At 70.8% G+C, this 12,935-nt stretch carries 16 protein-coding genes, 1 pseudogene and 1 riboswitch; of the genes and pseudogenes, 8 read left to right on the top strand and 9 right to left on the bottom strand.

The genetic code is table 11. The annotated features are described in order from the left end of the window. Positions 1 to 44: 44 nt before the first annotated feature. On the bottom strand, positions 45 to 281 hold the full coding sequence (locus tag ACIGQF_RS00280) for a DUF397 domain-containing protein (protein WP_361561497.1): 237 nt from the start codon (positions 279 to 281) through the stop codon (positions 45 to 47). A gap of 35 nt (positions 282 to 316) precedes the next feature. Then, positions 317 to 1,189, bottom strand: a complete 873-nt coding sequence (locus tag ACIGQF_RS00275; RefSeq protein WP_399703382.1) for a helix-turn-helix domain-containing protein — start codon at positions 1,187 to 1,189, stop codon at positions 317 to 319. A 256-nt stretch (positions 1,190 to 1,445) separates the two neighbouring features. On the opposite strand from ACIGQF_RS00275, the gene ACIGQF_RS00270 reads away from it, so the two are divergent. Continuing rightward, the gene (locus ACIGQF_RS00270) at positions 1,446 to 1,910 is read left to right on the top strand and encodes an ATP-binding protein (RefSeq protein WP_399703380.1); all 465 of its coding nucleotides are present in this window, start codon (positions 1,446 to 1,448) and stop codon (positions 1,908 to 1,910) included. A gap of 161 nt (positions 1,911 to 2,071) precedes the next feature. Here ACIGQF_RS00270 and ACIGQF_RS00265 read toward each other — a convergent pair whose 3' ends face one another. The 6 genes and pseudogenes from ACIGQF_RS00265 to ACIGQF_RS00240 all read right to left on the bottom strand — a co-directional run bounded on the left by ACIGQF_RS00265 (position 2,072) and on the right by ACIGQF_RS00240 (position 6,407). Continuing rightward, positions 2,072 to 2,836 carry a GNAT family N-acetyltransferase gene (locus ACIGQF_RS00265; protein WP_399703378.1) on the bottom strand — a complete coding sequence of 255 codons (765 nt, stop codon included), beginning with the start codon at positions 2,834 to 2,836 and terminating at the stop codon, positions 2,072 to 2,074. A gap of 9 nt (positions 2,837 to 2,845) precedes the next feature. Next, positions 2,846 to 3,574, bottom strand: coding sequence for a DUF4328 domain-containing protein (locus tag ACIGQF_RS00260; RefSeq protein WP_399704731.1), 729 nt, complete (start codon positions 3,572 to 3,574; stop codon positions 2,846 to 2,848). Between the two features lie 201 nt (positions 3,575 to 3,775). Further along, a pseudogene (locus tag ACIGQF_RS00255) lies at positions 3,776 to 3,930 on the bottom strand (winged helix-turn-helix transcriptional regulator); the annotation flags it as partial. Between the two features lie 407 nt (positions 3,931 to 4,337). After that, positions 4,338 to 4,880 carry a C40 family peptidase gene (locus ACIGQF_RS00250; protein ID WP_399703375.1) on the bottom strand — a complete coding sequence of 181 codons (543 nt, stop codon included), beginning with the start codon at positions 4,878 to 4,880 and terminating at the stop codon, positions 4,338 to 4,340. A gap of 3 nt (positions 4,881 to 4,883) precedes the next feature. Then, a riboswitch (cyclic di-AMP (ydaO/yuaA leader) is annotated at positions 4,884 to 5,114 on the bottom strand. 302 nt (positions 5,115 to 5,416) lie between these two features. Beyond that, positions 5,417 to 5,731, bottom strand: coding sequence for a hypothetical protein (locus tag ACIGQF_RS00245; protein ID WP_361561492.1), 315 nt, complete (start codon positions 5,729 to 5,731; stop codon positions 5,417 to 5,419). 4 nt (positions 5,732 to 5,735) lie between these two features. Next, positions 5,736 to 6,407, bottom strand: coding sequence for an ATP-dependent Clp protease proteolytic subunit (locus ACIGQF_RS00240; protein WP_399703373.1), 672 nt, complete (start codon positions 6,405 to 6,407; stop codon positions 5,736 to 5,738). A gap of 65 nt (positions 6,408 to 6,472) precedes the next feature. On the opposite strand from ACIGQF_RS00240, the gene ACIGQF_RS00235 reads away from it, so the two are divergent. Further along, on the top strand, positions 6,473 to 6,787 hold the full coding sequence (locus ACIGQF_RS00235; RefSeq protein ID WP_361561490.1) for a type II toxin-antitoxin system Phd/YefM family antitoxin: 315 nt from the start codon (positions 6,473 to 6,475) through the stop codon (positions 6,785 to 6,787). A gap of 41 nt (positions 6,788 to 6,828) precedes the next feature. On the opposite strand, the gene ACIGQF_RS00230 is transcribed toward ACIGQF_RS00235, so the two are convergent. After that, positions 6,829 to 7,776 carry a M28 family metallopeptidase gene (locus tag ACIGQF_RS00230; protein WP_399703369.1) on the bottom strand — a complete coding sequence of 316 codons (948 nt, stop codon included), beginning with the start codon at positions 7,774 to 7,776 and terminating at the stop codon, positions 6,829 to 6,831. Positions 7,777 to 8,213: 437 nt separating this feature from the next. Between ACIGQF_RS00230 and ACIGQF_RS00225 the strand changes: the two genes are divergently transcribed. The 6 genes from ACIGQF_RS00225 to ACIGQF_RS00200 are packed head-to-tail and all read left to right on the top strand — an operon-like array spanning position 8,214 to position 12,855. Continuing rightward, a complete protein-coding gene (locus ACIGQF_RS00225) occupies positions 8,214 to 8,516 on the top strand; it encodes an urease subunit gamma (RefSeq protein ID WP_030257914.1) in 303 nt (100 codons plus the stop codon). A gap of 17 nt (positions 8,517 to 8,533) precedes the next feature. After that, the gene (locus tag ACIGQF_RS00220) at positions 8,534 to 8,845 is read left to right on the top strand and encodes an urease subunit beta (protein ID WP_399703366.1); all 312 of its coding nucleotides are present in this window, start codon (positions 8,534 to 8,536) and stop codon (positions 8,843 to 8,845) included. Next, positions 8,838 to 10,559 carry an urease subunit alpha gene (locus ACIGQF_RS00215; RefSeq protein WP_399703363.1) on the top strand — a complete coding sequence of 574 codons (1,722 nt, stop codon included), beginning with the start codon at positions 8,838 to 8,840 and terminating at the stop codon, positions 10,557 to 10,559. The genes ACIGQF_RS00220 and ACIGQF_RS00215 overlap by 8 nt, the downstream gene beginning before the upstream one ends. 37 nt (positions 10,560 to 10,596) lie before the next feature. Further along, positions 10,597 to 11,271 carry an urease accessory protein UreF gene (locus ACIGQF_RS00210; RefSeq protein ID WP_399703362.1) on the top strand — a complete coding sequence of 225 codons (675 nt, stop codon included), beginning with the start codon at positions 10,597 to 10,599 and terminating at the stop codon, positions 11,269 to 11,271. 52 nt (positions 11,272 to 11,323) lie between these two features. Further along, positions 11,324 to 12,025, top strand: a complete 702-nt coding sequence (gene ureG, locus ACIGQF_RS00205; RefSeq protein WP_399703360.1) for an urease accessory protein UreG — start codon at positions 11,324 to 11,326, stop codon at positions 12,023 to 12,025. After that, a complete protein-coding gene (locus tag ACIGQF_RS00200) occupies positions 12,022 to 12,855 on the top strand; it encodes an urease accessory protein UreD (protein ID WP_399703356.1) in 834 nt (277 codons plus the stop codon). The genes ureG and ACIGQF_RS00200 overlap by 4 nt, the downstream gene beginning before the upstream one ends. Positions 12,856 to 12,935 lie beyond the last annotated feature (80 nt).

Below are 12,935 nucleotides of genomic sequence, written 5' to 3'. Positions count from 1 at the left end.
TCGCCGAATTTTATTCTTGAACCGGTTCCTCGAAGGTGTCCGGATCAGCCCGCCTTTGTGGGCTCACCGGTGTGCAGGGCGTCGACAAAAGCCCGCCACGCGGAGCCCGCGAACAGCAACGCGGGCCCCGAAATGTCCTTCGAGTCGCGAACGGCGAGAGTTTCACCGTTGACCCGGGCGGTCTCGACGCAGTTGTTCATTCCCGTACTGCGCGTGCTGCGCACCCAGCACGCGCCCGTAAGGGCGGTGCTGGCGGGTACGTACCGCGGCGATGCCGTCATGTTGGAGCCTCCTCAACGCGCCCAGACCAGGCCACTCAGCCGTCTGCGATCTGGGCAATCAAAGCCGATGATTCCTCGCATGAGAGGGCGTGCCCCCGCAGCGTGTCGAATGCATCGCTGTACGCCCTGAGGTCCTCTTTGCGTTCGAGGTAGAGGCTACTCGTCAAATGGTCGAGAACCACCACATCCAAGTCAGCAATGAGCGGAAAGGAGAAGATAACGAAAGGGCCGGTGATGCCGATGTGGACACCGGCTGCAAACGGCAGCACCTGCAGCCGCACGTGCGGCAGTTCCATGACCTGAAGCAGATGCCGCAATTGGTCCTTCATCACCTCCGGACCACCCGCCGGACGGCGTAGGACGGCCTCGTCCAACACGGCTGAAAGATTCAGTGGATCGTCCCCGTGCAGCACGTTCTGACGCTCCATGCGGACACCGACCAGCGCATCGATTCTGCTCTGCGGCAGGTCGGCCAGGGCCGCCCGGGTGACCGCCCGTGCGTAGTCCGGGGTCTGCAACAGCCCCGGTACCACCGTCGTCTCCAGCGTCCGCGCGTGCGAGGCGCCGGCCTCCAGGCTGATGAAATCCCGGTACTGCGGCGGCAGCAGGTCACGGTAGGTGTGCCACCAGCCTCGTCCCGCGTCCCCTCCGCCCCCGCCGCCCGCGTCCTGGCCGCACAGCGCGGCCAGCAGTGCACGCGACTCCTCGTCGCGTACGTCATACGCGTCCAGCAGCCGTTCCACGTCGGCCGGACGCACTCCGCTCCGGCCGGTCTCGATCCGGCTCACCTTCGACTGGTGCCAGCCCACAAGGCGGGCGGCCTCGCCGCTGGTGAGCCCGGCCAGATTCCGACGGCGCCTCAACTCCGCACCGAGCTTGCGACGGCGCACTGCGGGACCGTGGTGCATGAACCCTCCTCACGGATAACCGCGACTCGTCATAACTGACACCGATGCGTCAGTGTGCCGCCCAAATACGGTCTCGCGTAGCAGAGTTCACCGCTTCGAGCGACAGATATATGCATATCTTGGTGGATGGCTCACGGCAGGGGCAGCATGGGTGGCAGTCTGGCGCAAAGCAGCGGCACGGGGCCGATTTTCGGACCTGATCATGCCCCTGCCCAGCGAAGAGACGGCCTCGGGCGGGAAAGGGACGGGCGCGGCGATGGCAGACCACCAGGAAGCATCACTGACCCTGCCGAGCGCGCCGGAGTCCGTACCAACGGCGCGCAGATACGTTACTGGAGTCCTCTCGGGGTGGGACGAAGCGGGTGGCGCGGAACGCGCGGACCTCCACGACACCGTGCTGCTCATCGTCTCCGAACTGGCCACCAACGCCGTCGTCCACACCCTCGGCAGATCCCCGGCCTTCACCGTCGTCCTCCACCTCGACCGGGACGAAGTCCTGACCATCGGTGTCACGGACAGTCACCCCCGCATGCCGCGCCGGCTCCCGGCCGCCGTCCAGCAGGACAACGGCCGCGGGCTCGTCATCATCCGCACCCTCGTCGCGGAATCCGGCGGAAAGATCACCATCGAACCTACCGACGCCGGCGGCAAGACGGTCTGGGTCGCCCTCCCCTGGCCGACCCCGGCCCCGCGAGCCGCTCCCCGCGGTGCGAAGGGGTGAGCGAGGACCGCGGCGTGAGCGACCGCCGCCAATGCGGCCGAGATCATTCGCCGCACGCGGTTGGGGTCCGGAGGGCTGTCCGGGTGTCCGTATGGTGTGCACGCGAGGCCCTTCCCGGCCGAGACCCGGCCGGTGTTCCACATGCGGCCGGTGTCCGCCGTTCAGCCGGTGTCCATCGTGCGACGGGCGTCCGTCGTGCAGTCGACGGCGTTCGGCGTTCCGCTCTCCCTCGCCGCGAGGAGTGCCTCGGCGCCGACCGGGGTGAAGCCTGCCGCGAGCAGCGCCCGCACGCTGGCGGCGTTCGCCGGGGCGACCTGAGCCCATAGGGGCCGGTCCGCCGGTACGAGATGACGGGCCGCCACCGCCAGCCGCCGGCCGAGCCCGTGTCCGCGCGCGGCCTCGGGCACCTCGAACGCCACCTCCCACCGCCCCGCGACACCGCGGCCGAGCACCACGACGCAGTGCCCGTCTCCGTCGGCAGCCCCTTCCAAGGCCAGGTCGGCGGCCAAGTCAACAGTCAGGTCGCCGGTCAGGCCGACGGTCCACGCCCGTACGTCGTCGCGATGGCGCAACGCGCGTGCGAGACGCGGGTGCGCCGGATCGCGGATCTCCCGCAGTGCCAACGGCGGCGGCCCCGGGAGCGGTTCGGCGACCATGAGCATGTCGATGCCCTCGACCGTACGGCCGGTACGGTCCGCCAGCGCGGCCAGGAACCCCGGGCTCAACGGAGCCGCCGGATCCCCCGGCGTGATCCGCCGTCGCACCCAGTCGGGGGAGACGTCGGCGCACACGAACGCGCACCCCGAGAACGAGAGGACACCGCTGTCGCGTTCCGACACCGGCGGCAGCACGGTGACGCTCCCGTCAGCAGCCGGAAACGCACCGCCGGCAGCGGCGTCCAGCACCTCGCCCCACACGTGGCCCATGCGGCGCGCCTACGCCGGTTCCGGGAGCGGGGTGGGCGTGTTGATCCGTACGTGCTGCAGCGCGGTGAGCCGCCACACGAACACGATCGCGAGGACAGCGGCGGCCGCGTCCAGCAGATCGGACAGAAACAGCGTACGCACCGCCGCCCGCAACTCCCCGAACCCGTCGGCTCCGCGCATCTGAGAACTGCCGACAACACCAAGGAGATTCGTCGCGACCCACATCCCCCACCAGGCATTCACCACGACATACGAAACTCGGCTCCCGGGTGGGCTGCTGGCCTTCCAGATGTCCCCGGCGAGCTGCCGCGGAAACCACAGATTGACGATCGGGGTGACCCACGCGCCGACCGTCCAGAGCCGCCCCCTCCGGTGACCGTCGGGAGCGAAGACCTCGCCGTTGATTCTGGTACGGAAGAACCAGAAGAGGAACGCCACCGCGACGACCGGCAGAAGCTGGGAGGAGAGATTCCCGTAAAACGAGTAATCCTCTTCAGCCGCAGCGAACTCCGCCCCGAAGGACTCGAGGGCCGAGCCGTCAAAATCCCCCTTCTCCGCCGCCAATTCCCCCAGCACACGCAAATACCGCCCGTCGGCGGCCAGTATCAGCACGTCCACCGCAATGAACACGCCCAGCAGTACCACCACAACCGCCGCCCACCGAACCGGTGAAACAAGCGCCCCGCGTCTCCCGCCACTTGCCGTCACCGCCTTTTCCGCGGGCGCGGGAACGGGCATGGACACGGGTGCGGGCTCCTCAGCACACACCTCACATAAACCGCCCGCGGTATCAGCCGTCATCATCCGACAGCCCGAACACAACATGGCGCGTCCCCCCCCGTAATCGTCGAAGCCCCCCTGGCCCCGCCCCGAACGGCACCCTCATGGCCGCCAGCGGAAGCTACGACAACCAACCCGCCCTGTCCACACAGATATTCGTATCGTGCGGTGGCTGATGCCCCCGATCCGCTCCCGTAGTTCGACCGGGGCTGGGGCCCCTCGCGCAGTGCCCAGAGCACCACGGCGTTCCAGGTGTTCGGCAGCAGGTCGAAGGCGAGGCGGGCGCGGCAGTCGGCGAGGAAGGCGTCGGTCACGTACCGAGTGGTGCCCACCGGGTGCGGGGGCCGGGCACGAGGTCACCATCGGGGGGGGCGGGACGCGGACAAGGCGGAGCGGCTCGCGGCGCGCATCGGAGGCGACGCGAAGCCTGCGGATCTGCGCACGGCGGCGGAGTCCGGCCAGGACGTGGCGCATGCGGCCGCCGGTCTTCGACGGGCGGGGCTGCTGGAAGCGAGCGTCGCGCTGTTCGTCGCACGGTGGTCGGTGAGGGAGCGGATGCGCAAGCGATCGCACCTCCGCCGGCCTGCGCGGCCGGACCGGACCACCGGACAACGGACGGCGGGACGGGGGCTTTTCGTAAGGGATCTCGGTGGTCCGGCTCGGAAACCCGGGGAAGCCGCCGCGGTTCGGCTCCCCGGGGCCCCTGTCGGCCTATGGACCCTTACGCGCGGCCGTACCAGACGCTTCGGGTCCAGATGCGTTCCTTGCGGACCGAGGCGCCGGGCTTGGGGGCGTGCCAGATGCGGCCCTTTCCGGCGTAGATGCCCACGTGGTACACCGAGCGACCGGAGTGGAAGAAGACCAGGTCACCCCGCTTTCGTGCGGAGGCGCTGACGTGCCGGACGTGGCGGTACTGGGAATCCGCCGTGCGTGGCAGCCGCTTTCCCACGCGCTTGAACGCGTACTGCGTCAGCCCCGAGCAGTCGAAGCTGTGCGGGCCCGTGGCTCCCCAGCGGTACGGCGATCCCTTCTTCGACGCCGCGATCCGCAGCGCCCGGTGGCCGGACCCCGACGAGGCCGCGGTGACCGCGGCCGTCGCGGACACCGCCGTGGACGCCGCGGCGGGTGCCGCCGTCGCGTCCGCCGTGCTGCCGGGGACCAGGCCCCCGCCTCCCACCAGTGCCAGCGTGAGCACCGAAACCGCCGCGGCGCGGGACACCAGGGCGGGCACACCGGAAGCAGGATGATCATCGCGCGCAGACATGCGCACTCCTTCGTCAGCCGCCTGCGAAGGAAGACCTGTCGGGTTCGGGCAGGCGAAGATGCCCGGCCGGATGTGCTGCCGCCCGAAGGCGGGCACCGGCTTCACCCCAAGGGACCGCCGGCCGCAAGAGCGGTCGGCCGGTGGCCCCGTCGTGCTCGGGTCCTCCGCTCCTGCCGGTCCACGTGTATCGACCAGACGTCCGGGTACGGCGGCAGGATTCGGCGTCCGCCCGGACCGCCCCGCCGCTGTGGCGGGGGCTTGTCGTCGGAGGGATCGTTGCGCAAGGCACCGGTGAAGCCGGAGTGGAACATGCCTGGTGTGAGGGTCGTCACGCTTGATCCATTCGGGTGGACAGGCGCCGTGCGTCGAGCGGACCGAGGGCCGTACGCACCCCCGTACCGGCGCTGTCGTACGGTCCGCAATCCGACACGTCGGCGCGGCGCGCAAGTCGAGCCCCGCATCAGTCGCACCCGGAGGCACTCCAACGGGCGGAGACCGATCGGGTGCCGGAGGCCCCAGGGAACGGAATCGTCCCGTCATTCCTCAGCAGGCGGCGGGACGGCGACGAGACCGGCCCGCCGCTCCCCGTCCAGCACCCGGAGCGCGCGGGTGAGGGTGTCGGCGTGCAGCTCCGTCTCGCCGCGCTCGTGCATCAGCGCCAGCGCGTCCCGCAAATCCGCGGCCCGGCCGACGAGTGCCTGCGCGGCCCGCAGTCCCTGATACGTGCCGTTGCCGCGGGCCGGGTTGATCCGTCCCAGCAGGTCCAGCACCTGGAGGTAGCTGTCGATGAAGGCGCCTTCGGCCCTGGTCAGCGCGGGCAGCGGCGGCAGCTCGGGAGGGAGGGCGGCCATTCCCTCACCTCGCGCCGGGAGCCGTACCGGAGCCCGCACCCGGAGCCCCGCCGGACAGGCCCGCCGAGGCCTTGCGCCCGCGGGTGACGTCGTCGATCAGCCCGTAGGCCACGGCCTGCCGCGCGTCGAGGATCTTGTCCCGTTCGATGTCGGCGGCGATCTGCTCGCGCGGCCGGCCGGTGTGCCGGGCGAGCAGCTCCTCCAACAGGTCGCGGGTGCGGAGCAGTTCGCGGGCCTGGAGGTCCAGGTCGGTGGCCTGCCCCTCGATCGGTTCGCTGAAGGACGGCTGGTGGATGAGGACCCGGGCGCCGGGGAGCGCGAGGCGGCGGCCGGGGTGGCCGGCGGCGAGCAGGACGGCGGCGGCGGAGGCGGCCTGGCCGAGGCAGACCGTCTCGATGGGGCTGGTGACGAACTGCATCGTGTCGTAGATCGCGGTCATCGCGGTGAACGAGCCGCCGGGGGAGTTGATGTAGAGCGAGATGGCCTGGTCGGGAGCGGCGTGTTCGAGGTGGATCAGCTGTGCCATCACGTCGTTGGCCGCGGTGTCGTCGATCGGCGTGCCGAGGAAGACGATGCGCTCGTCGAAGAGCTTGGAGTACGGATCGAGCGTGCGTGCGCCCTGCGTCGTGCGCTCGGTGAACTCCGGGAGGACATGGCGGGCCGTCGGTTCGATCATGAGGGCTCCTCCTCTTTTCGTTTGTAGAAAATGTACAGGACGTACATCCCGTTAGAATGGGGAGCATGACCTACGAGATTCCGGTGACGCAAGCCCGTGCGGAGCTCGCGGATTTGATCAACCGCGTGGTGTACGGCTCCGAACGCGTGGTCGTCACGCGCCACGGCAAGCCGTTGGTCGCGCTGGTGTCCGCTGCTGACCTGCAGAGGCTTGAAGATCTCGACCGCGCGGAAGCGGGTGCCGAGGAGGAGGTCATCAGCACCGTCTCCACGGTCCGGCAGCTGCCGGCGTCCGCTCCGGGCGAACGACGGCGGTTCGGCATCGCCGCGGAGCACCGCGGCCCGGCCGCCGGGGATCGGCGACCGGGCCACGAGGGGTGAGGCGGGTCAGCCGCTGAGCCGACCCGGCGGGGGAGCGGGCGTCAGGAGCTGAGCTCCCAGATCGCGTGCGCGATGGCGTCGGTGTTGGTGTCCAGCGCCTTCTCGTCGATGTTCTTCGTCGTGTCGCAGGACCGGTGGTAGCAGGCGTCGAAGGGCTCGCCCTCCGTGCCGCCCCAGTTCTTGGCCTGCTCGGCGGTCTTCCGGTAGTCGGCGCCGGAGAAGAGGCCGCCGACGGGGATGCCCGCGTCCTTGAACGCCGCGTGGTCGGAGCGGCCGTCGCCCTCGGTCTCGATCTCGGTGGCGATGTTCTTGCTCGCGTACCAGTCCTTGAAGACCTTCTCCAGCCGGGTGTCGTCGTCGTAGACGAAGTAGCCGGGGTTGGGGGAGCCGATCATGTCGAAGTTCAGGTAGGAGTCGAACTTCGCGCGGTCGCCCTCGGACAGCCCGTCCACGTAGTGCGACGAGCCGACCATGCCGAGCTCCTCGGCGCCCCACCAGCCGAAGCGGAGGTGCTTGGCGGGCTTGAGGTCCGCCTTGGCGACCGCGAGGGCGACCTCGAGGATGCCGGCCGAGCCGGAGCCGTTGTCGTTGATGCCCGGACCCGCGTCGACGGAGTCCAGGTGGGCGCCGGCCATCACCGTCTTGCCCTCGTCACCGCCGGGCCAGTCGGCGATGAGGTTGTAGCCCTTGCTGCCGCCCGAAGTGAATTCCTGGACCTGGGTCTTGAATCCGGCCTCGTCCAGCTTGCCCTTGATGTAGTCCACGGACGCCTTGTAGCCGGGCCGGCCGTGAGCGCGGTTGCCGCCGTTGGCGTCGGCGATGGACTGGAGCTGGTCCAGGTCGCCCTTGACGGCGGAGACCGGGATGTCCGGCGCGGCGAGCGGGGCGGTACCGGCCTGGGCGCCGGCCGCGGTGAAGAGCGTGGCGGCGACGGCGGTGCAGGCGCCCGCCGCGAGGACGGCCCGGCGTATTCGTACGGTACGGGTCACGATGTGGCTCCGATACTGGTGTGGGGGGTGGTGTTGCGGAGCTTGCTGTTGTGTTGAAGCGCGTGCGCGACGCGTGAGGCGTGCGAGCGCGCGGACATGAGCATCGTGACTTGTCGATGGGCAGTCAAGAGCGGATAACGAACGCGCTGTTCCGGGCAGCGGAGCGCCAGTCTGTTTTGTCTCTTTCGGGGGACGTGCCGACCGGGCGGGGAAATGCCGCCGAGGGGCCCGGTCTCCAGATTTAACAAGGGATTCACCGCGGTAACGCGGACGACATCAGGCGGAGCTAGCCTGCGAAGTCCGTGCCGATCCATGGAACTTATCTGGAGATTGGTTTGCCTTTCCTTTGTTGAATGTGTGATACATCTACTTAGCGGGTGTGCCTACCCCGTGACCTGGGCCGATGCGGTCCGGGCGCAAGATTTGTGAGGTGGAATATGCAACTGACCCCGCATGAACAAGAACGGCTGATGATTCATGTCGCGGCGGACGTTGCCGAAAAGCGCCGGGCCCGCGGCGTACGGCTCAACCACCCCGAAGCCATTGCCCTGCTGACCGTGCACATCCTGGAAGGCGCGCGCGACGGCCGGACGGTCGCCGAGCTGATGTCCTCCGGGCGCAAGGTCCTCACCCGGGACGACGTCATGGAGGGCATCCCCGAGATGATCCACGACGTCCAGGTCGAGGCGACCTTCCCGGACGGCACCAAGCTCGTCACCGTTCACGACCCCATCAGCTGACCCAGGGAGAGCCGAAGATGATCCCGGGACAGATCATCCACGCGGACGAGCCGGTACGCCTCAACGAAGGCCTTCCCGTCACCCGCATGACCGTCCTCAACATCGCCGACCGCCCCGTGCAGGTCGGCTCCCACTACCACTTCGCCGAGGCCAACCCCGGCCTCGACTTCGACCGTGCGGCCGCGCACGGCAAGCACCTGAACGTCCCCGCCGGCTCGGCCGTGCGCTTCGAGCCCGGCATCCCCACCGAGGTCGAACTCGTGCCCCTCGGGGGCAAGCGGATCGTCGCGGGCCTGCGTGGCGAGACCGGAGGCACCCTCGATGGCTGAACTTTCCCGCGCCGCGTACGCCGACCTCTTCGGCCCCACGGCGGGTGACCTGGTGCGGCTGGCCGACACCGACCTGCTGATCGAGATCAGCGAGGACTGGGCGGGCGGCCCCGGGCGCAGCGGCGACGAGGCCGTCTTCGGCGGCGGCAAGGTCATCCGGGAGTCGATGGGCCAGTCCCGGCTCTCCCGCGCGGACGGCGCGCCGGACACCGTGATCACCGGCGTGATCGTCATCGACCACTGGGGCATCGTCAAAGCGGACGTCGGCATCCGCGACGGCCGGATCGTGGCGCTCGGCAAGGCCGGCAACCCCGACACCATGGACGGCGTCCACCCCGACCTGGTCATCGGCCCGGAGACCGAGATCATCGCCGGACAGGGCAAGATCCTCACCGCCGGTGCCATCGACACCCACGTCCACTTCATCTGCCCCGAGCAGGCGAACGAGGCGCTGGCCTCCGGCGTCACCACCATGATCGGCGGCGGCACCGGCCCCGCCGAGGGCAGCAAGGCCACCACCATCACCCCCGGCGCCTGGCACGTCGCCCGGCTCTTCGAGGCGATGGACGCCTTCCCCGTCAACGTCGGGCTGCTCGGCAAGGGCAACACCATGTCGGTCGCCTCCATGCGCGACCAGCTGCGGGCCGGCGTGCTCGGCTTCAAGATCCACGAGGACTGGGGCGCCACCCCGGCCGTGCTCGACGCCTGCCTGAACGTCTGCGAGGAGAGCGGCGCCCAGCTCGCGATCCACACCGACACCCTGAACGAGGCCGGCTTCCTCGGCGACACCATCGGCGCCATCGCCGGACGCTCGATCCATGCCTTCCACGTCGAGGGCGCCGGCGGCGGCCACGCGCCCGACATGATCGCCATGGTGTCGGAGCCGAACGTGCTGCCCGCTTCGACCAACCCGACCCGGCCGCACACCGTCAACACCGTCGAGGAGCACCTCGACATGCTGATGGTCTGCCACCACCTGAACCCCGCGGTCCCCGAGGACCTGGCCTTCGCCGAGTCCCGCATCCGCCCCTCGACCATCGCGGCCGAGGACATCCTGCACGACATGGGCGCCATCTCGATGATGTCGTCCGATGCCCAGGCCATGGGGCGCATCGGCGAGGTCGTCATGCGGACCTGGCAGACCGCGCACGTGATGAAGAAGCGCCGCGGCGCGCTGGCCGGGGACTTCGCGGCGGACAACAACCGGGTACGGCGGTACGTCGCGAAGTACACCATCAACCCGGCGATCGCCCAGGGCGTCGATCACGTCGTCGGCTCCGTCGAGGCCGGCAAGCTCGCCGACCTCGTGCTGTGGGACCCGGCCTTCTTCGGCGTCAAGCCGCGGCTGGTCATCAAGGGCGGCCAGATCGCGTACGCGCAGGTCGGCGACGCCAACGCGTCCATCCCGACCCCGCAGCCCGTCCTGCCGCGCCCGATGTTCGGCGCGATGGGCAAGGCGCCCGGCGCGAACTCGCTCAACTTCGTCTCCGAGCAGGCCGTCGAGGACGGGCTGGCCGGCCGGCTGGGCATCGCCAAGGACCTGACGGCGATCCGCTCCACCCGGCAGGTCGGCAAGTCGTCCATGCGCAACAACGACGCGCTGCCGCGGGTGGTGGTCGACCCCGACACCTTCACGGTGACCATCGACGACGAGGTGGTCGAGCCCGCACCCGCCGCCGAACTGCCCATGGCCCAGCGGTACTTCCTGTTCTGATGGATACCGCTGACACGCCCCTGCCCGAGGACCGCCGATGAGCCGAGCCGCGCTGCTCGTCCTCGCCGACGGCCGCTTCCCCGCCGGCGGCCACGCGCACTCCGGCGGCGCCGAACCGGCCGTCGCCGCGGGCCGCATCAGGGACGCGGCGACGCTGGAGGAGTTCTGCCGCGGCCGGCTGCACACCGCGGGGCTGGTCGCCGCCGGACTGGCGGCGGCCGCCGCGGCCGGCTGCGACCCGCTCACGCTGGACGACGCGGCCGATGCCCGTACGCCCGTACCGGCGCTGCGCACCGTCGCCCGCAAGCTCGGCCGCCAGATGATGCGCGCGGCCCGCGCGACCTGGCCCTCGCCCGAGCTGGACGCGCTCGCCGCGGCCCGCCCCAAGGGCGCGCACCAGCCGGTCGTCCTCGGGCTCGCCGCGCGCTCGGCCGGGCTGACGCCCGAGGACGCCGCGTACGCCGTCGGCTACGAGACCGTGAGTGGTCCGGCGACCGCCGTCGTCCGCCTGCTGAGCCTGGACCCGTTCGACGCGACCGCGGTGCTCGCGCGGCTCGCGCCCGACCTCGACGGGGTCGTGGCCGAGGCCGTCGCCGCCGCCGAGCACGTGCCCCGAGAGGGCACCGGCGCGCTGCCCGCCCGCTCGGCGCCGCTGCTGGACATCACCGCACAGCAGCACGCCGCCTGGCCGGTACGGCTGTTCGCGTCCTGAGGGCACGCGGCGCCGCACCGCCACCACAACTCACGCACCACACGGAGTGACCATGCACCTCGACCACGACCTCGACGAGAAGTTCCCCCACCGGCACACCTACAGCGCCGCCGACCCCAAGCGCCCCGACGGCACCCGCCGCGCCGTGCGCATCGGCCTCGGTGGCCCGGTCGGCTCGGGCAAGACCGCCACCGTAGCGGCGCTCTGCCGCGCTCTGCGCGACACCCTTTCCATCGCCGTCGTCACCAACGACATCTACACCCGCGAGGACGCGGAGTTCCTGCTGCGCGAGGCGGTCCTGCCGCCCGAGCGGATCACCGCCGTGGAGACCGGCGCCTGCCCGCACACCGCCATTCGCGACGACATCTCCGCCAACCTGGAGGCCGTGGAGGACCTTGAGGACGAGATCGGCCCGCTGGACCTGATCCTGGTGGAGTCCGGCGGCGACAACCTCACCGCCACGTTCTCCAAGGGCCTGGTCGACTTCCAGATCTTCGTGATCGACGTGGCCGGCGGCGACGACATCCCGCGCAAGGGCGGCCCCGGCGTCACCACCGCCGACCTGCTCGTCATCAACAAGACCGACCTCGCCCCGTACGTCGGCTCGGACCTGGAGGGCATGGCCCGGGACGCCAAGGCCCAGCGCGGTGAGCTGCCCGTCGCCTTCACCGCGATCAAGTCCGAGAACGGGGTGGCCCCGGTCGCCGACTGGGTCCGCGAGCGCCTCGCCGAGTGGACCGCGGGCCCGGCATGACCCTTGCGCCGCCCGCCCCCGCCCCCGCCGCGCCCGTGGCACCCGCCGCCGTACCGCCGGCCGCCCGGCAGCTGCGCGCCACCGCCCGGATCACCGCGGTCGCGGCCCCGTCGGGGGAGTCCCGGCTGCCGGTGCTGGACGGCGAGGGCCCGCTGGCCCTGCGCCGGCTGACCTCGCACGACGGCGCTGCCCGGGTCTGCGTGGTCGGCGCCATGAGCGCTCCGGTGGGCGGCGACCACCTGCGCATCGAGGCGGCCGCCGGGCCCGGCAGCGACCTGCGGGTCACGGCGGCGGCCGCGACCCTCGCGCTGCCCGGCCACCACCCGGCGACGGCCCGCTACGACGTGGCGCTGGACGTGGCCGACGGGGCCCGTCTGGACTGGCTGCCCGAACCGCTGATCACCGCGGCCGGCAGCGATCTGATCCAGACCACCACCGTCGATCTCGCGGCCACCGCCCGGCTGGTGCTGCGCGAGGAGCAGGTGCTCGGCCGGGCCGGTGAGGACACCGGCCGGCTCGCGGCCCGGCTGACGGTCCGGCGCGCCGGCCGGGTCCTGCTGGACCAGGAGACCGCGTACGGCCCCGGAGTGCCCGGCTGGGACACGGCCGCGGTCCTCGCCGGACACCGCGCCGTCGGCCAGCTCCTCGTCGTCGACCCGGCGTACGAGGAACAGCCCGTACCGGTACGGATCCTGGAGGCGCCGGATGGCGCGGGCCAGGCCGTGGTCACGCCGCTCGCTGGGCCGGCCGCTCTCGTCACCGCCGTCGCACCGGACGTACTGGCCGTCCGGCGCCTGCTCGATGCGGCCGCGATTCCTACGGGTTGGTAAAGAATAGGCCGCCCGGTCTTTTCATCGGACGGATGTACGAGACAGGATCCCCCTGCAGCTCTGTGATCATCGCCGCCACA

The sequence above is a fragment of the Streptomyces sp. NPDC053560 genome (genome assembly GCF_044544605.1).
In the GTDB taxonomy this organism is placed as follows: Bacteria; Actinomycetota; Actinomycetes; order Streptomycetales; family Streptomycetaceae; genus Streptomyces.
Note: the sequence above shows the minus strand (reverse complement) of the source record. Positions and strands in the feature narration are given on the sequence as shown.